Source organism: Arthrobacter pascens (assembly GCF_030815585.1).
GTDB classification, from domain to species: Bacteria; Actinomycetota; Actinomycetes; order Actinomycetales; family Micrococcaceae; genus Arthrobacter; species Arthrobacter pascens_A.
In genome coordinates this window covers 1,216,944-1,235,355 of the sequence record NZ_JAUSWY010000001.1, presented here as the reverse complement: position 1 = coordinate 1,235,355, position 18,412 = coordinate 1,216,944, and the positions used below count along the sequence as shown (strand labels likewise).

Sequence of the window (18,412 nt, the reverse complement as noted above, 5' to 3'; positions counted from 1 at the left end):
GTTCCAACAGTCGCAAGGCGCTTCATGCCGAGAACACTACGTCAAGGAAGATGCGGCGCCTGACCGATGTTCTCTGTGCAAGGATCATGCTTGTTCGCGCATTGTCGGTCGCCATCATAGGAAAGCTGGGTAGAGGATGAACTTCACAGGTCAAGCTATTGGCGAGCCCACTGGCGCTGGCCGGCTAACCGGCACATTCGGCGCGATCGCCCTCGCCGCCTACGAACCTGACGAATCAATGTTTGCGCGCCAGCTTCTTTCTATCCAGTCCCAGACCCACGCTCACTTTGTCTGCCTCATTTCGGTGGACGGCAATTTTGAGCGGACCGAAAAAATGGTGCAGGAAATATGCGGCGGCGACGAACGCTTCGTAGTCCTCGGCTACAGCAGCCGGCTCGGTTTTCATCACAACTTTGAGCGTGCCTTGAAGGAAGTACCGGCCGAGGCCCGCTGGGTGGCACTCAGCGACCAAGACGATTACTGGTATCCCACAAAGATCTCAACTCTGCTGCCCTACCTGGACGAGGCCCCACTGGTCACCGGCCAAGCTCGGGTTGTCTCGGCGGACATTTCGTCGAGCGACCCGGATCCGGCCAGAGGACGTTTGACTGACAGGAAGCGTGTTCCGGCTGCTGACCTTATTGCCAATAACCAAGTTACTGGTTCTTTGTGTATCTTCCGCCGGGAGGTTCTCGAACTGGCCTTGCCATTTCCATCCATGAAGACACCGTCTCAGTACCACGACCATTGGATCGGGCTCTGCGCCTCGGCCATGGGCGGTATCGCGGTCAAGGAATTCGTGCTCCAGGACTACATCCAGCACGGCGGCAACGTGGTCGGGGAGTCGCGGCAGAGCCTCTTTGGCTCGATCCGCAACACCTTCCGGTTGGTGCGGCGCTATGAAGGCGACGCCAGGCCGTCGAGCATGTGCAGGATTGTATATAAGACCGGCCTGGGATGGCGGAGCCTCATTGCCGAAAGCCTCACGGAACGGCTCGAGGCGCGCGGGCTAACCGTCCCGGGTGATCTCGACGAAGCACTCAGCGTTTATGGGGCGCCCCGGCGCGCTCGCTTGGTCCGTCTTCTTTTTACGGGAATGAGAAATAAGAATGTGCCTCCTATGAGGGTTCTGGAAATCCTCCTAGGTGCGGCAGTTAAGCGATGGGCCGCTCAGGCCACGCAGTGAACTCGGCCCGCTAGTTTCGGGAGATGGCCAGCGCGGTAACGACGATTGTCACGTGCGCCTCGATTTGCCTTCGGGTGCGATGGAACATGGGCCGGGCCCGCAGGTTGCTGATCCGAAGGACTGCTCGACGTGCCAAAGGTCGTGGTAGGAACCGATGACCTCCGTTGCGGCCATGATGGTCGCGGGAATGTTCGTCACGTAGCCTTTGAGCCCGGGTGCGTGGCGAGTTCAGCGCGCAGGTCTGGGTTGATGTCGTTCTTGTGGCCGGTTCTGGGGGGTGACCGTATGTCAGCGATCGATCAGCTGCGCGTCGGTGAACGCGTCGCCGTGCCATCGGAGGTGCGAGTCCAGGTCATTCGGGGCCTTCGTCATCCGTGAGCCGACGATGAACCGCAGGTTCGCCTCGTCCAGCTCGCGCAGGTTGTCCGCTGAGAGCATGCCGGCGTCCGCGACGACGACCATGTCGGCCAGACCGTGGCGGGACTGGAACTGATTGATGATCGGGACATTGGTCGCGGTCTCGGCCTTGTTGCCTTCGAAGCAGCCGATCTCCAACGGAACCACCCCGGTCCACGAGCAGACCGACAACGGTCTGGGGGTCGACCCGGCGTTCCTTGGAGTAGCCCCCCCTTCTGCAGTTGGTCTTCCTTCTCGGCCTCGAAATACAACGTGGTGACATCGTAGAGAACCGGGGAGACGTCCGCGTCGGTGCTGGCGTGGTGGGAGTACCAGGTCGCGATCCGGTCGCGGTACTTGCCGGTGGCCGAGGGTGCGTTTCATCGTCGCGTAACTGGGCTCTTCACGGTTCGTGGGGAAGTGGATCCCTGGAATGAGTGTCATGCCGCCGTCCGGACGGCACTTCTCAAGAGAATAATCGATTTGTAGTTGGTGGCGTTGCGGTACCCGCGGGCGGTGCGTTTGATGTTCTTGATCGCGGTGTTGTTAGCTTCCACCTTGCCTGTCGTGGCACCGGTGATGATCAGCACCTCGATTTCTTTCCACCACCGGCAGACGGTGCGGTAGAGCCTGTTGGTTTCCGGCCTCGCGGCTGCTGTGACAAGTTCCTCAAGCTTGGCTTTCGCTATCGCGGCGTCCTCCAGGGAGCCGGTGCGCAGCAGGGCTCTGAGTTGTTCCTTGACCTTCCAGACGGCTTGAAGGGTGCCGGTCGGATCGTCAGCGGTGAACACTTCTTCCAACCGGCGGGCGGCCCGGCAGCTGAGGGTGTCGCCGCCACGCAGGAGAAGCATGCGGTGGGCCCAGGCCTTGTCGATGGCCCTGCCGCGGCGGCCCTTGACCTGTTGGGAGAGGTTCTGCCGGGTCTCGGTCATGGACTGGTTGGCCAGCGAGATCAGGTGGAAGTGATCGACCGCGACAGCGGTGCGGGGAAGCCACATCCGCAACGCCTTGCGGAACGCTGCGGAAGGGTCGATCGCGACGACCTGCACGGCCAGCCGCCACTGCAGGGGCCGGGCAAACAGCCAGTCTCCGACGCCTTTGTGGTCCCGGCCATCAACGACGCCAAGGACCTGGCCGGTATCCAGATCAACGATCGTTGTCATCCACGGTTCGAACCGGGTCCACGCCTTCGAGATGGGGTCTTGGAAGTAGCGCACGGACCGGAACCGGTGCTCGTCGATGCCCAGCATTCGAGGACTGAGCTTGTCCACGTCGGGCAGCCGGAGCAGACATGCTTCGGTCACCGCGGCCCGGACCATCCACCAGGACACGGCGAAGCCGGCAGCTGTCTCCGACACAGCCCTGCCGGAGCGGATGACAGCATCCACGAGCTGGTCCCGGAGCCGGGCCGTGGAGCGCGCACGGCGCGGAACCTGCGGAGTGGATTCAAAGAAGGACCGCCGGTCGCAAGCCGTTTCCTCGCAGTACCAGCGGTACTTGGACCAGAGCACTTCGACAGGTCCGGCAACAGGAATATCTCTAAGGCGCTGCACGCGGCGTTCCTTCCGCCGGGACGAGATGACACCGCAGCTCGGGCAGCCCGGCGGCTGGTCACTTTCAACGATGACCTGCCGGGAACCAGCAGTGACGGTGGTGGAGACGACGCGGTAGTCGGGCAGATTAAAGAGGATGGTGGCAGCGTCGGTTGCTACCCCGGTAGGCTCGTTCACGGGCTCGTGGTCCTGTTCCAGGTTGAATGCTAGACACACTCATCCCAGCAGGGCCACGGGCCCCTTTGTCTTCAACGACACGAACTCAATTCCCCACCAACCACGAAGAGCCCGTAACTGGCAGGCACCTGGCCCAGGTCCCGAAGGACCCTGCCGGCATCCAGAAGAGAGGTCGGTTCCTCGACCCGGGCGATCACCAGGTCCCGGAACACGTCGTCTTCGAGCCCGTCGAATCCCAGCGCCGTGAACACCGAAGCCAGCGCACTGAACAGGAGGCGGGAGTCCACTCCCAGCACGCGTCCCGGGCTGTCACGACCGGCTGGTCCACTCGGGACGGCCACGTCAACCAAACCTGGCCCACGGGCAGGCTCAACCAGGCCCTTCACCTGCGGCGTTGGCTCAAGACCCAAGTCAAGAACACATTAAGCAGCTCAACGGCGCGTTGCAGCAGGCCGCCGAGCTTGGCTTCGGTGTGCGCTGAGCCGACATGCTGCACGATCCGCTGATTCCCGCACACGTACTCCGCGATCTGCACCGCCGTCGCTCCCGAGGCAGTCAGTCAGCACCCGCCTGATAAACACCACATCAGCGAAAGTAGGCCAAACCATTGGTGCGTGAAAAGCGGCCAGTTAAAAAAACATCACCGCAGGTCAAAGCCATATGCCTCCCCGAATGGGGTAGGCGTGAGCCAAGTCAGGAGGCGCGGGGGCTGACCGTCCCGGGTGAACTCGACGAAGCACTCAGCATTTACGGGGCGCCCCGGCGCGCTCGCTTGGTCCGTCTTTTTTACGGCAATGAGAAATAAGAATGTGGCCTCCTATGAGGGTTCTGGAAATCCTCCTAGGTGCGGCAGTTAAGCGATGGGCCGCCCAGGCCACGCAGTGAGCTCGGCCCGCTTGTCTGAGGGCAAGGAACGGAGTAGATCGCCGGGCTGCATAATTGCCGGCAAACGGAACATTCCGTCGGTTAGGCCCCTCACAGTGCTGGAGAACCACAGTTTCTTGTTTTTCGCTACTGAGAACTGGCGGAGTGCGAGTAAAGCCAGCCCGGCCAGCCTAAAAAAGGGACGGTCCGTGATAGGCCGAGGCCGAGGGTTAAGCCGGGTAATCCACAAATTGTTGCGGAGGAAGTAGTACAGCCGACCACCCATGTCGAGGACGCCAGCGTTGTTGGGGTGTTTCATACGGGAGGCCACAACATGTACGCCGAAAGATTCTCGCGCCAACCGTTTAGTGTATTCGACGTCGTCAAACCAGATAAAGAAGTCGGCGAACGGAAGAGGCATCTTAGCGGCAAGCTTCAGGTCAACCAGAACTCCCACGAATGTAGCGTGAGCGAGAGCTATACCGCCCAACTTTTGTGCTGCCAACTGGGCAAGGGGATCTGTCGAGATAGTGGGCAGGTTGCCCGGTACGATTGCCCCGTTTTCGTCTTGAACAAGGGGGGCGGCAAATCCGGGCCGCGGGGTGCTTTCCATAGCCTCGAGCAGAGGGCCCAAGGCATCGGTGTGGGGTTCGGCGTCGTCGTCCATCAGCCACGCCGAAGTGTGTCCGTGCTTCAGGGCCAACTCCACTCCCCATGCGAAGCCGCCCGCACCCCCCAAATTTGCACCTGTCTCGAAGAGCGTCATGCCGGGGTGGTTCCGTCGCACGTAATCCGCGCTGCCATCTGTGGATCCGTTCTCAACTACTATGATTTCGTCCAGTGGCCGTACCTGTGCCTCCAGGGCCCGAAGGCATTTCTTTAGATAGTCCAGTCTATTGAAGGACACGACGACGGCTGCTACGGACATTGATCATCCTGACTCTGCGGTGCAAGTTACCAATACAGCTTAGTCGTATGACCGTGGTTGTAGGGACGATGCGCTTTGTCTGCTCTAAGCTGGAGACTTTGACGCTACTCCCCACGCGGGCCACGAAAGGTTAAATTCTCACCTCATGAACGCCATCATGATCGCTCTCCTGAGGTTGGGGACCTTCACTCTCACCGTCGGCGCGAGCACCGTCGTAGGACTGCTGGCCATTCCAGTCATAACGCGTGTGGTCGGCGCAGATGCCTGGGCTGTCCAGGTCCTGGTTCAGTCGCAGGCATCACTATTTGGCGTTCTTGTCGCTTTTGGTTGGGGCACGGTCGGCCCAAGCCTGGTCGCTTCCACGGCGCCGGAAAAGCGGCCCCAGCTTTTCTTGGATTCTCTGGTGACCCGCACTTATCTTCTGCTCGTTGCCGCTCCGCTGATGATCCTCCTGATGACAGTACTTCGACCCGCGGAGACCGTGTTCGTTTCGATTGCCTCCGTGGCTTATCTGCTGCCGTTCGTGGGCGCGTCCTGGTACTTCGTGGGAGAGGGCCGCCCCCTCCGTTTGTTCCTCTTCGACGCTCTTCCCCAACTTCTTGGGACGATAGGCGGGCTGGGCGTGCTTATAGCGACTGACGACTTCACCCTGATGGTTCTCACGCAACTCGTCTTCAACGCAGGGGCTGTTTTGATCAGTTCCGTAGTTATTCTTCGCCAAGGGCCTTGTCTCAAGGCAAATTTCGCCCTGAGTAACTCCATCAAACAGATGTCAACGCAGCGGCACGGGGTTATCACCGCGGCTACAGGAAGCTTCTACGTGAACCTGCCGATGTTAGTAGTGAATACGTTCATCCCGAACCAACTGGACAGCTATGCCATAGCAGATCGATTGTTTCGGTTCGCGGTTACTGCCTTCTCCCCCGTTCTGCAGTTCGTTCAAGGATGGATCCCAGAGGGTGGGTCGGAATCCGTTGGCCACCGTATCAAAAGGGCGTCACAGCTTGCGCCTTTTCTTGGACTGTTCGGGGGCGCCGGCCTGGCGTTGTTGGGTCCGCTGGCTGCCCAGATCCTGGTTCAGGCACCAAGCGAGTTCGGGCCCGCCCTTAGCTTTCCTATCGGTGTCAGCTTTGCTGCGGTGGCTGTCTCCCAAGTCATTGGTCTCGCGTGTCTAGTCGCCATTGGAAGGGCACGTGACCTTGCCTCCTCGACGATAGTCGGCGCAGTGTTGGGGGCGCCCTTAATACTGCTGGGCGCCTTGAACTTCGGCGTCACGGGAGTGATTTGGGGCATGGCTTTGTCGGAAATTGCCGTCGCTCTGTTCCAAATCCGGGTTCTACAACGTCACTTTAAGTGAAGGAAAAGATCCACTGTATCCGTAATTACCTGCAGTTTGGGCTCGCTTATCAGGTGAAGCAGTGGGAAAGGGACATGCGGACGCCGTCTGCAATAGCCAGACTCTTTGCGCAACATTCCAGCGTGAGCTGTTTCGCATTTCTAGTGAGAAAGAAATTAAATCTAGGTCTAGTACATTTATTCCCGCCAGCCGGAACTTGACAGGGTGAATGAGGCCAGCGTGAGTTTAGACGGCTAGTTTCTTCTGGGCCGTTGGCTCCGTGTCTGTCTGGCTTTTCTCAAGAGGTTTGTTGATCCAGATCGTGTCGGGCAGGGCGAGGATCTTCGGGTGGGCTGTGGTGGAGAAGCGTTAGGGGTCCATCGTCCGGGCGGCGGCCAGGGTCGCCGACCGCTGAACGGTTTTGGCCGCAGCCAACGTCGGACGCGGTCTTCAGCCCGATCTCGGAGTGGCAATGGTTCTCTGGGGGTCGTTGATTTTTTTCCCGGCGCTCGTTTTCAATATCGTCGCAGGTCAGCGTCTTGTTGGGCGGTATTTTCGTGCACCGTTGGTGTGGTGCTCTGACCCGTCGAGGCCAGATAGGCAAGCCGGTTCATTGAATGTTTCGATGTCGGCGCCGCCAAGACCGCCGGGAATCCGGCCTTGGTCCGGGCGCATCCGCAAGGCTTCCGACAGACGAACCAAGGCGTTCACGTGGTGGCGCACCGACATGCCCGTGGTGCTCCGTCGGCCGGGGCTGACCCGTCTTCTGGGCGTCTTCCACACCGCCGCGGCCCAACTGCCCGCGAGCCTCTTGAGCCTGTCAAGTTATTTGTGTAAGAGAGGTGGAGCCTCATCGGTTTAGGTAGGGTCCGAGTCTGTCGGGATAGTTCAGAACGAGGACGCCAAGGGCTTCGCTCCATCCTTGCGTGAAGGTTCCCTCTATGAGTTTGTTGACCGTCTTGGCACGGTTCTCCCGGGCTCGGCCCTCAAGTTTGGCCCGGTCGCTGGCGCGTTTGTCCTCGATGTTGCAGATCGCCAGCCAGAGCAGTTTCACGGCGGCCTGGTCGTTGGGGAAATGCCCGCGGTTCTTGATGATCTTGCGCAGCTGGTAGTTCAGCGACTCAATCGCGTTGGTGGTGTAGATGATCCGACGCACCGGCGGCGGGAACGCCAGGAAGGGGGTGAATTTCTCCCAACCGTTCCGCCAGGTTCGTACAGTCGCGGGATACTTCCGTCCCAGATCGGAGGCCTCGAACGCGTCGAGTGCCTCCTGCGCTGCATCGGCCGTCGGGGCGGTGTAAACCGGCCGCAGGGCGGAGGCGACCTTCTTCCGGTCCTGGTAGCCGATGAAACGCATCGAGGCACGGATCAGGTGAACGACACAGGTCTGGACGGTCGCGGCCGGCCACGTCGCGCCGATCGCCTCAGGGAAGCCAGTAAGCCCGTCGCAGCAGACGATCAGGACGTCCTTCACACCGCGGTTGGCGAGTTCCGCGCAGACCCCTGCCCAGAACTTCGCGCCCTCGGTGGCTTCGACCCAGATCCCCAGAACGTGCTTGATGCCGTCCATGTCCACGCCCACGGCAATGTGCGCGGCACGGTTCTGCACCTGGTGTCCGTCGCGGACCTTGATAATGATCGCGTCCAGATACAGGATCGGATAAAGCGGCTCCAAGGGTCGCTTCTGCCATTCGAGGACCTCGTCCAGGACCTCGTCGGTGATCTTGGAAATCGTCTCGTGGGACAGCTCCGTGCCGAGCGTGGATTCCAGATGGTGGGCGATGTCCCGGACTGTCATCCCGCCGGCGTAGAGGCTGATAATCATGTCATCCAGACCACCCGTCCGGCGGGCACCCTTCGGCACCAGATGCGGGGTGAAGGACCTTCGCGGTCCCGAGGCACGGCCAGATCCACGTCCCCGGCAGAGGTTCCAAGTGTCTTCGGATACGACCCGTTGCGGGAGTTGGGCAGGAAACGCCCGATCGGATCGCCCTTGTCATAGCCCAGATGCCCGGAGAGCTCGGCCTGCAGCCCGCGTTCCAGCGAGGCCTTGATCAGCTGCTGAATGAAACCGTCTTTGCCGTCGAGTTCCAACTGCCCGGAATCGATCTGGTTCATCAGCTCATCGAACGCACCCGAAGCCTTCAACGCATCCATGCTGCCAGCCGCCGCGGCCTTGCGGGCCAACTGCTCTACCAGCTCTTCACGCGGTTTCGTCATAGCCACAATGATTCTCCAATCATCCAGCGACTACAGCCCTCCTACACAAACAATCTGACACCCCCAGCCTCTTCAACGACACCGGGGCCCTCGCCGGGGAGAAGGTCCTGGTACGCACCGACAGCGCTGGGGCCTCACGGAAATTCACCTGGCACCTGGCACAGCCTCGGCGTGCAGTTCTCCACCAGCTACACCCTCCCGTTCGGCAAGGCACACATGATCGACTGGATCAACGACAAACAGTACTGGCAGCCAGCCCAGGACCAGCACGGGAACGACCGCACCGACGCGTGGGTCATCAACGCCACCGACGTCATTCCGCTCACCGACTACCCGCCAGGCACAAAACTGTTCCTGCGCGCCGAATCCCTGCACCCCGGCGCGCAGCCGACCCTGCTCGATGCCGACGGACACCGGATCACCGCGTCCCTGACCAACTCCCCGCGCTGGCACGGCCCCTTCCTGGACGCCAGGCACCGCGCCCGCGGCCGGTGCTGGAACAGGATCAAAACGCTGAAAAACATCGGCCTGGGCAAACTGCCGTTCTTCGACTTCGCCGCGAACCAAGCCTGGGCAAACATCGCCGCGCTGGCCTTCAGTCTGGTCTCCTGGCTCCAGCTCGCCGCCCTCCCTCACGGCCACCACGCCACGGCCTGGGACATCAAACGCTGGCGCTACCGGCTCTTCGCGATCATAGGGAAATCATCCCCCGCGCCCGCCGCAACCAGCTGCTCTTACCGGAATCCGCCCCCGAGAAAGACCTCCTGAAACTGCTCCTGGAAAACACCGGCCGCCTCAAACAGCTCCTGCCTACCCCAGAGTAAGCGGGCACTCATCCTGTCCCGACCAGAAAACCCCATCACCGGAAGTGGAACCGGCGCCAAACCCAAGCGATCCAACGGGCCACATCACACTGCCCGAAAACAGAAAACAACCGCCGACCAACCCGCCGGCCGCAAACCAACGACCATCACCGACCATCACGAAAAATCGAGGCTAGCATGCCTGATGTCGCTCGGGCGTTCCCGGGAGTTGGCAAGGTCCACCGTAGTAGAAGCCATAGTTGGAGCGCCCTTGATCATCGTCGGCGCCGTTACCAATGGCGTCGTAGGCGTGGCGGTAGCAGTTTCCGAAATCGCAGTAGCGGCGTTTCAATTCGCTGTCCTGCGACGTTATTTTCGCTTCTTTGAGGTAAGCCCGGGAAGGTCCGCACAGCGCCCCCTCGAGCACTCGACACTAGCGCAGCAACAATGTGCAGCTAACCTCTACTTTGTCCCATGTCCAGCCACGGGGAGCGATGGGAACAGACTGACTCATGACAGTGGGTTCATTGAGGCAGGCCTGCCTCGCTACCAGGACTCCTTCAGCCCAGATAGGGCCGTCCTGTCGGCTAACCCACGATGGAAAGAAATAGACCGCCTGCAGCACTAGAAACCCACTGAGCACGGCTGCGAAGGCTGTCCGGACTCTAACCTCGGTGGCCGCTGCCGCCAACGGCAGCAAGGCCAGGAGGAACATTGACGGCACTGTACTGTAGCGGGAAAGAAAAAAAGTCTGCCATTCAGCATCGTTGAAACCGGCGTAGTCAAAGAATCGCTGGGGGTTGGCCACTTGTGTAGCAGCCCACGAGCCGACGGACGCGACGACGAGGACCACGGCCAGCAGACGGTGCTGCCGCGAGCCCTTGGAAAGGATGTACATGAACGCAGCCAGGAAGGGCAGAGCAGCCAGCACTATCGGCAGCGCCCCGAAGTTGCGAATGTTTTCTATTATGCTCGGCGAATCTCCGAAGACCAGAGCCGAACTGCTGTTGAGGAACCAGCCCTGCACGACGGAGACCGGGTTCACTTGGTATCCCGACGAAGGCGACCGCGGAAAGAACAGCGTCGTCGCAACCTGGCAAGCCAGTCCAATCAACAAACCAGCACGCGCGGGCCAGTGCCCCTTGTCCTTGAATCTATATAGGAACAGGGGTATGAACATCAACGACAGGATCTCCGTCAGCGCTACAAAAACTGCCACCATGAAAAGGAAGACACCTTCTGCCCTTGATGCCGCGGGCTTCAACAACAGCCACGGAACGGCCCACAGGAGATACCAGTGGACATTGGCGAAGTTCCCCAAGGTTTCCAAAGGTCCGGGAGCTACAAGGATGGTGATGGAGGCCCAGCAGATCCTGACGAGCGGATTTGGTGACATGGCTTTGGAACAGTGGAAGACCAGCCCAGCAATCAGAGCTACCGTGACACAGCTCAGGAAGTTCATTGCGCCCGCGAAATAGTCGACGGGGAACAACATCACCACAACTTCGGCCGCCACACGGGGAAGTACATGCAGGTAGCCCTCGTAAGGCGCAAAAACGTCCAGCAGCGTTCCGCCAGCCAATGCATCGCGCAGGAAGATGCCTCCGTCCTCAGCCCAGATGGTTCCCTGAGCTGTCACGGGCAGCCGCGCAAACGCTACTAGGGATCCTAGGACTACCGAACCAATCCAAAGCACGGGTCCCATGATCCGGCTGCGTCGCGAGGGTTCCGCAATGACTCGATCCATGCCCTCCACGATCATTGCCCGCAAGAATCTATTTTGTACAGCTTGGCTTCACCCTGAGAGTCTTCCAGGGTGGCCATGCCACTAGCAACTAGGTCGTCCAAGCCCCTATAGCCGTGGTCCCGGCCCTGGACCTCGCGGTGCCCAAAATCCAGGACGTATTGAACCTGCAACTGTTCCACGCTCGCGCATATCGCGGGCCCGGTCGTCGCAGCGTCAAGGCCGTTGATGATTCCTGCAGCACCTTCGGGCACCGCGCTCAAAATGTGCAGCTGCAGCACTTTCCTGTCTGCCAAGGCATATGCCAAGGAGCTGCCGTTCCATGGGTTGCCAATCATCGTGGCATCCTCCGGCACCTTATCCGGGAGTCGCTGGATAAGGGCCAACTCATCGGTCGAAATCAGGCCCGAGTTTTCCGAGAGGCGATAGGAATCTGCCATTGACTTCTGGGCCTCTTGAACGTTTGCCCCTTGAGTGCTGACAACCAGGACACCGATCAGCGCACCCGTTGCCAATAGGCACAGACCATTCCGACGGAGGAGCGCGGCGGAAGCGGTCCGGACGGGATGACCGGCACCTTCGACGTCACTGCTCCGATCGATACTCTCAATCCCGCGGGAAATCCATGGCAGTAGCCACCTGTCCCAAAGCTCAAGAGCGCCGCGAGTTGCGAGCGGAAGGGTGACAAGTGGAAGAAGGGCGGCCAGGCGCGGCGGGTCGTTATACCAGACTCCGGTAACCAAAGTACGGAGGTCTCCGGCGGGAAACGAAGCGACGACGACGAAAAGAGCGGCCCCCACGCCGTAAACACCAACCACCCAAAGCTGGTTCCGCTCGAGGATCATCCTGAAAAGGCCGAGGACGGCAAATACCATGACAGCCCACGCAACGGAGCGTCCGATTCCGGAACTCGAAATGACTTCACCGATGGCCCGGCCCGTCGTCTCGACCGGCGGCCAAAAGGCGGCCTCCGCCGACGGCCGAACATTCTTCCAGAGCAGGAAAAAAACGACGGAGCCCGCAATCAGAATGGCGGCCATGGCACCCAGGGCCAGCCACCGGCGTCGAGCCTGCCGGCCTGCGATGCCCAGGGTTGCACGACCCCACACGTATAGCAAAGCCGGGACCATGAGAGCGAAGAGCGCCATCGTGCTGCTCGGGTGTGCCAGCGTGATGCCCGGAAGAACCGCCAGCAGCAGTAGCAGGTCAAGAGTCCTGAAGTGCGACGGCTGGCGCGACAATCCTAAAGCTTGGAGGCTTAGCGCCAACACAATTGGAAGGAGAGCGTTACCAAGGAAGTTCGGGTACAGCACGCCGAAGTCCAATAGTGACATCGGAAAAGCCCCGAACGCTGCTGCCAAGACGCCGGCGACGAGGCTGACCGCTCGGCGGTTTCCGAGGACAGTGTGGGCCAGATAAATGCATCCCAGCGGCCAGACCAAAGAAGCTACGACGATGTTAACGACATTAACCGACGCCGGGAGGCTGGCACCTGTCGAGCTGACCACCAGCGCCACGACATCGTGCCACGCCGCCGGATAGAAGCCTGCCCCTGCCCCTGTCATGGAATTGAGCGTCAGCGAGGAAGCCGAACCTGTGTCTTCTATGTAGCGGATGGCGTTTAGGTGGAAGACATTGTCAAAGGTCTGTGAGAACGACTCCGGCTCGCCAAGAGCCGCGACGAGGCGGCGCCCTATGAGCGTGGCCGCGAGAACGACAGCGCCAACCTGAGCGACTGTATTCGCCCACGCACGGTGCGGCATGATCCGCTCGTTGAGGTCCGGCGCCCGTCGGGACAACAATGATGACACCATGTACGCGATAAGTGTCATCAAGACGGTGAAGCCGACTACGGGAATCAGCGACCATCCGATGCCCAAGAGGGGGGCCGCTATAGCCGATATGGCAATAATGGTCACACTGATTGCCGGTGCGATGGCGACCAGAGCGAACCCCCGCGCCCTGCTCGCCCATGCCACGGCTGCTCCCGGGACAAAAGCAATAGCCACCGCTAAAAGGAGCTGCGGGACTATATTCAACCAGGGCACAAGTATCCTCCGGGGCAGGTGAGATGGGAATTGCAGCGGGACGCGTGATCGGCGGGGCCCGCACGTGTGAGATCTTACTCGATTGGACGCGTAGACCGGTCTTTCACGAGCCCGACATGGTCGGCCAAGGCACGCGCCAAGGTCGAGTCCTTAGGACCGCAGGATCGCTACGGCGTCCTGAATCGGGCCGTCGAAGAGTACGTTTCCGTGCTCCAGCAGAATGCCGCGGTCACAGATGCGGGAAACAAGGTCCAAATCATGGCTGACCACCACTAGGGTTTTGCCGTGCTCAGCAAGTTGCTGGATCTTGTCGATGCATTTCCTCTGGAAAGGCTCATCGCCTACCGCAAGAATTTCGTCGATCAGGAACACTTCCGGGTCCGTGTGGACGGCAACGGAGAACGCCAGCCTCAAATACATACCTGAGGAATAGAATTTGACCTCCGTATCGATGAACTGGCCGATCTCAGAAAATTCAACGATCGCGTCGAAGCGGTCGTTGATCTGCTGCTCGGTCATTCCCAGAATCGCGCCGTTGAGGTACACATTGTCGCGGCCGGAAAGATCCGGATGGAACCCGGCGCCCACTTCGATCAGCCCTGCCACCCGTCCCCGGGTGCGAACAGTGCCAGAATCGGGCAGCATCACGCCTGAAATGTGCTTCAGGAGAGTGGACTTACCGGAACCGTTCAGGCCCAAGAGGGCGACGGTTTCACCCGTCTTTATGTCCATGGAGACATTTTTGAGCGCGTGAAACTTCTCGGACAGATCGCCCTTCCGGCCCTTCGCAATCCAGACAACGGCCTCCTTGAGAGACCTTGTATGGCGCAGCACAAACTGCTTGCTGATATCAGAGACCTCTATTGCGTTAACCAATTACAGCTCCTGCGCGAATCGGCCTTCAAGCCGTCGAAAGGTAAATTGACCCAGCCCAAGGACCAACAGTGCGACTACAAGTCCGAGGGGCAGCCAGAGACTGAAAAGGTTCGGTGGCATCGCCGCGGAACCATCCGTCGTCGGAAACCAAAAAGCGTAATGGAACAGCTCGACGCCGATGGTGACGGGGTTCGCCTGATAGATGGAGAACGCCACGGAACCAAGTTGCGCCTGCACCATGGTCCAGGCGTACATGACCGGCGAAGCCCACGTGGCCACCATCAGCAACATATCCACAAGGTTTTCCGCGTCTCGGAAATAGACATTGGCAGCGCCGAAGAACAGCCCAAGACCCGTCGCAAGCAGCGCCACAATGACAAATCCGGCTACGGCCGCCAACAGTTGGAAGGCATCCGGATGCCAGCCAGCGAAAAGGCTCGCAACGATCAGCACCACCAGCTGCGGGAAGAAGTGAACAGCCGACACCCACACGGAAGCGACGGGAAACAACTCGCGAGGCAGGTAGATCTTCTTGATCAAGTTGCCGTTGGTGACAATCGATCGGGCCGCGTTACCGAGCGCCTCGGAGAAGAAGTTGATCAGCACGATGCCGGAGAACAAGTAGACCGCGTAGTTGGGCAGTCCATCGGGATTCCTGGGACTGCGCTCAAGCCCGAGGAATACACCAAGTGCCACATAGAACACGATGAATTGCACGCCCGGCTTTACGTAGGACCAGAGCAGCCCAAGCACGGAACCGCGATAGCGGACCTTGAGTTCCTTGCGAACCAATAGTTTCAGCAGGAAGCTCGATTGACGAATATCGCGTACGCCGCGACCTAAACCTGGGGTGGTCAGACCCCCTTGGGCGATCTCGCTCACTTAATCTCGTTCTGCGTGTGCTGCTCGAATGTGTTCCTCCAGGATTCAATGGAGGTGAGTCCGTGCATGGCCGCTTTGTACTTTTTGCTGAGGGCCGGCCACTCCTTAAGTAGCGTCGAGTGAAGGCGTGCGCTCTCAGCCAGCATTTTCCGTAGCTGTTTCGGATCACGCCTGTACCAAGACGCGCCGGTGCCTTCAGCGTTGCTCACCACGGCGCTGTCGTACTGGGCCATGCGCCACCACCGGTTGTCCTGGTGAGCCACCGTCGTCTGGGGGCGTTCAGCGCTCGACCCGTGTACCGGACTGGCCAGCTGCCTGATGACTGTCTTGGCAGCCCAGGGAACAAGCGAGATCCTGGACGGCTTTGAGAACCCGTGTCCCCTGCGTGGCGGCTTATCCATTTTGGGGGTCGGAAACTCGTCCGGATCCGGGCGGAAGACGGAGTCGGAGTAGCCGGCCATCATTTTCCGGATCTCAGGTAGTTTGGACGGAAGCAGATCCCGCAGGCCCTCGGGGCCTTTCAGCACGTCTTCAAGAGCCCAGAGACGTCCCTGTTCTGTTGCGTACTGCATCGACACGAGGTGCTTCACGTCATGGTACTGGGATTCCTTGACCACCCTGCCGCCGAATTCATAGGGGCTGTGCAGCAATGCAGCGATTACGCGGTTACGGACGTGGAAGTATGCCTGCCAACCGACGAGGTCATCTTTGTCAATCCAGGACACATGCCAGACAGCAGAACCGGGAAGGGAAACAGTAGGGTAACCGTGTGCCTTCGCCCGGAGGCCATACTCGGAATCGTCCCACTTGATGAATAGGGGAAGGGAGAGTCCGATTTCGCGGATCACCTGCGTCGGGATCAGACACATCCACCAGCCGTTGTAGTCCACATCACAGCGGCGGTGCAGCCAAGACGTCTGACGCAAGTTCGAGGACATGAAGTCATGTCCAAGGATCATCTCTTCGTTGGGCAGTGACGGCTGGAACCTGTACGGGTTCACTACCTCGCCGAAGGTATGCAGAACCGTCCGGTTGTAGAGGTCGAACATGTGTCCGCCAACGATGGTGGGCGTCTTGCAACGGTCAGCAAAAGTCAGGAGCCGGATGATGCTTTCCGGCTCAACGACGACGTCGTCGTCCATCAGCAGAACGTAGTCGCTGCCGTTCTCAACAGCCTCGAACATTCCCCGGGCAAACCCTCCTGAGCCGCCGAGGTTGGACTGGTTGATAATCCGCAGCTTCCCGTTGAGGGAGTCCCTGACGTCTTCATAGCCCGCGGCGTCCGAGACCTTCTGTGAACCTTGGTCCACAATCAGGATTTCCTGAACATGCTCCAGTGCTTCATCGTTTTCTGCGAGGAGCCGGAGATTGTTCAGGCAGAAGTCGGTCTTGTTCAGGGTGGTGATCTGAAGTGTTACAGCTCCCGGCTGAGTATCAACGGCCGGTCCCTGCCACTCGGCGTCGAGCATAACAAGCGGTTCCGAGCCGGCCACGAGGTCAAACCAGTACCAGCCGCCGTCGCCGAAGGGCGCCAGCGACAGGTCGAAGAAGTTCTCCGAAATCCCCTCAACCCGGCGGGTATCGACCCGCTGCAGCGACCCGCGCGCATTCGACTTGTAAACGATGACTGACCCGGCCCCCTGGGTCCGCACATGGAGACGGATGTTCTCGACTGTGGTCCAGCGGCGCCAATAGCTTGCCGGAAAGGCATTGAAGTAGCTGCCGAAAGAAACACGCTCCCCGGACCGGACCGATGTCGAGCGCCGGGAAAGAAAGTCCTCAACGTGGGCTTCCTTCGTCGGGCTGCTGAACGCCTGCGCCTTGCTGGGCTTGCCGTCGCGGTCGCCAACGGTTGGCAGCTGGATACCGGTGGCCGTGCCCATGTCCATGTACAGAGGTACGGTGTCCATTTGGCTGGAACTGGGCAGAATCACTCGCTGGAGCGTCTCCCAGCGCGCTTCGGCGCCCTCAAGGCTGGCAGTTTCGGCGGCTTTGGTGCTGTTGGTTGAGACACTCATGCGTCTACGCCACCGCTTTCAAGGTTGGTTCCATCTTCAAAATGCGGGCGGATCTTGTTGTCGAACATGGTCAGGGCGGAGCCGATGGCCATGTGCATGTCAAGGTACTTGTACGTGCCCAGGCGCCCGCCAAACAGCACGTTCTTCTCCGCGGCAGCCAGATCACGGTACTTGACCAGACGTTCCCTGTCCGAGGAAGTATTGATCGGGTAGTAGGGCTCGTCGCCCTTCTCCGCTGCGCGGGAGAATTCGCGCATGATGACGGTCTTTTCCGTCTGGTAGTCACGCTCCGGGTGGAAGTGGCGCGGCTCGATAATGCGGGTGTAGCTCACATCGGCGTCGTTGTAGTTGACCACCGACGTTCCCTGGAAATCGCCGACGTCGAGCACTTCTTCCTCGAAGTCGATGGTGCGCCAGGAGAGGTCACCCTCGGCGAAGTCGAAGTAGCGGTCGACAGGTCCGGTGTAGATGACCGGGATGTTGCCGACCACCTTGTCCTTGCTGTACTCGTGCGACTCGTCGAAGAAGTCGGTATTGAGACGCACCTCGATGTTCGGGTGTTCGGCCATCTTTTCGATCCAGGCCGTGTAGCCGTTCGTCGGCAGACCCTCGTACTTGTCGTTGAAGTACCGGTTGTCGTAGTTGTAGCGGACCGGGAGGCGGGAGATGATGCCTGCGGGCAGATCCTTGGGATCGGTCTGCCACTGCTTGCCCGTGTAGTGCTTGATGAAGGCCTCGTACAAAGGCCGCCCGATGAGCTGGATGCCTTTGTCGTTGAGGTTCTGCGGATCAGTCCCTGCAAGTTCTCCAGCCTGCTCCTGGATCAGTGCCTGGGCTTGACCCGGCGTCATGTTCGCACGGAAGAACTGGTTGATCGTCGCAAGGTTGATCGGCAGGGAATAAACCTCGCCCTTATGCACGCCGTAAACCTTGTGGACGTAGTTCGTGAACGTGGTGAAACGGTTGACGTACTCCCACACGCGCTCGTTGGAGGTGTGGAACAGGTGCGCCCCATAACGGTGTACCTCGATACCGGTTTGCTCTTCTTTTTCGCTATAGGCGTTTCCACCGATGTGGTGGCGGCGGTCAATGACGACCACCTTCAAGCCGAGCTCAGTGGCGGCCTGTTCTGCGATTGTCAGGCCAAAAAAGCCAGACCCTACGATGACGAGGTCAGCGGTCACAAAATCTCCTGGTTCGAAAGCGGGCAGCGCAATGGTGCGCATTGTCTGCTGCTCTAGCCTACCCGAGACCCCACTTCGACCGTCGAATCCGCCCTCGCAGCTACACCTGGGCGCCCGCGTCCAGGCGCGTTCAATCCTTAACGTTGCGCAGTACACCACCGTATTGCACGGACATTGCACTGAGCCAGAACATTGGT

At 59.9% G+C, this 18,412-nt stretch carries 10 protein-coding genes and 4 pseudogenes; 3 read left to right on the top strand and 11 right to left on the bottom strand.

All coding sequences use genetic code 11. The annotated features are described in order from the left end of the window. Positions 1-136 precede the first annotated feature (136 nt). Positions 137-1,186, top strand: coding sequence for a glycosyltransferase (locus QFZ30_RS05760; protein WP_307074314.1), 1,050 nt, complete (start codon positions 137-139; stop codon positions 1,184-1,186). A 19-nt stretch (positions 1,187-1,205) separates the two neighbouring features. On the opposite strand, the pseudogene QFZ30_RS05755 reads toward QFZ30_RS05760, so the two are convergent. The 4 genes and pseudogenes from QFZ30_RS05755 to QFZ30_RS05740 all read right to left on the bottom strand — a co-directional run. Next, a pseudogene (locus QFZ30_RS05755) lies at positions 1,206-1,881 on the bottom strand (IS1634 family transposase); the annotation flags it as partial. A gap of 141 nt (positions 1,882-2,022) precedes the next feature. Next, complete coding sequence (locus QFZ30_RS05750) at positions 2,023-3,312, bottom strand: ISL3 family transposase (protein ID WP_307074312.1); 1,290 nt, start codon at positions 3,310-3,312, stop codon at positions 2,023-2,025. 113 nt (positions 3,313-3,425) lie between these two features. Then, positions 3,426-3,871 (bottom strand): annotated as a pseudogene (locus QFZ30_RS21950) (IS1634 family transposase); the annotation flags it as partial. Between the two features lie 294 nt (positions 3,872-4,165). Next, positions 4,166-5,104, bottom strand: a complete 939-nt coding sequence (locus QFZ30_RS05740; protein WP_307074310.1) for a glycosyltransferase family 2 protein — start codon at positions 5,102-5,104, stop codon at positions 4,166-4,168. Positions 5,105-5,249: 145 nt separating this feature from the next. Here QFZ30_RS05740 and QFZ30_RS05735 point away from each other — a divergent pair, with 145 nt between their 5' ends. Then, on the top strand, positions 5,250-6,461 hold the full coding sequence (locus QFZ30_RS05735) for a lipopolysaccharide biosynthesis protein (RefSeq protein ID WP_307074308.1): 1,212 nt from the start codon (positions 5,250-5,252) through the stop codon (positions 6,459-6,461). An 829-nt stretch (positions 6,462-7,290) separates the two neighbouring features. Here the strand turns inward: QFZ30_RS05735 and QFZ30_RS05730 are convergent. Then, positions 7,291-8,597, bottom strand: a pseudogene (locus QFZ30_RS05730) (IS256 family transposase). A gap of 134 nt (positions 8,598-8,731) precedes the next feature. On the opposite strand from QFZ30_RS05730, the pseudogene QFZ30_RS05725 reads away from it, so the two are divergent. Then, positions 8,732-9,484: pseudogene (locus QFZ30_RS05725) on the top strand (transposase); the annotation flags it as partial. 412 nt (positions 9,485-9,896) lie between these two features. Here the strand turns inward: QFZ30_RS05725 and QFZ30_RS05720 are convergent. From QFZ30_RS05720 to glf, 6 genes are all read right to left on the bottom strand, one after another. Beyond that, positions 9,897-11,225, bottom strand: a complete 1,329-nt coding sequence (locus QFZ30_RS05720; RefSeq protein ID WP_307074307.1) for a hypothetical protein — start codon at positions 11,223-11,225, stop codon at positions 9,897-9,899. Further along, complete coding sequence (locus QFZ30_RS05715; protein ID WP_307074305.1) at positions 11,222-13,216, bottom strand: DUF6541 family protein; 1,995 nt, start codon at positions 13,214-13,216, stop codon at positions 11,222-11,224. The genes QFZ30_RS05720 and QFZ30_RS05715 overlap by 4 nt, the downstream gene beginning before the upstream one ends. Before the next feature lie 189 nt (positions 13,217-13,405). Beyond that, positions 13,406-14,131 (bottom strand): ABC transporter ATP-binding protein, encoded by a 726-nt coding sequence (locus QFZ30_RS05710; RefSeq protein WP_307074303.1) that lies wholly within the window; start codon positions 14,129-14,131, stop codon positions 13,406-13,408. Continuing rightward, on the bottom strand, positions 14,132-15,013 hold the full coding sequence (locus QFZ30_RS05705; RefSeq protein WP_307074301.1) for an ABC transporter permease: 882 nt from the start codon (positions 15,011-15,013) through the stop codon (positions 14,132-14,134). Beyond that, positions 15,010-17,031, bottom strand: coding sequence for a glycosyltransferase (locus QFZ30_RS05700; RefSeq protein WP_307074299.1), 2,022 nt, complete (start codon positions 17,029-17,031; stop codon positions 15,010-15,012). The genes QFZ30_RS05705 and QFZ30_RS05700 overlap by 4 nt, the downstream gene beginning before the upstream one ends. Then, a complete protein-coding gene (gene glf, locus QFZ30_RS05695) occupies positions 17,028-18,215 on the bottom strand; it encodes a UDP-galactopyranose mutase (protein ID WP_307074298.1) in 1,188 nt (395 codons plus the stop codon). The genes QFZ30_RS05700 and glf overlap by 4 nt, the downstream gene beginning before the upstream one ends. Between the last annotated feature and the right edge of the window lie 197 nt (positions 18,216-18,412).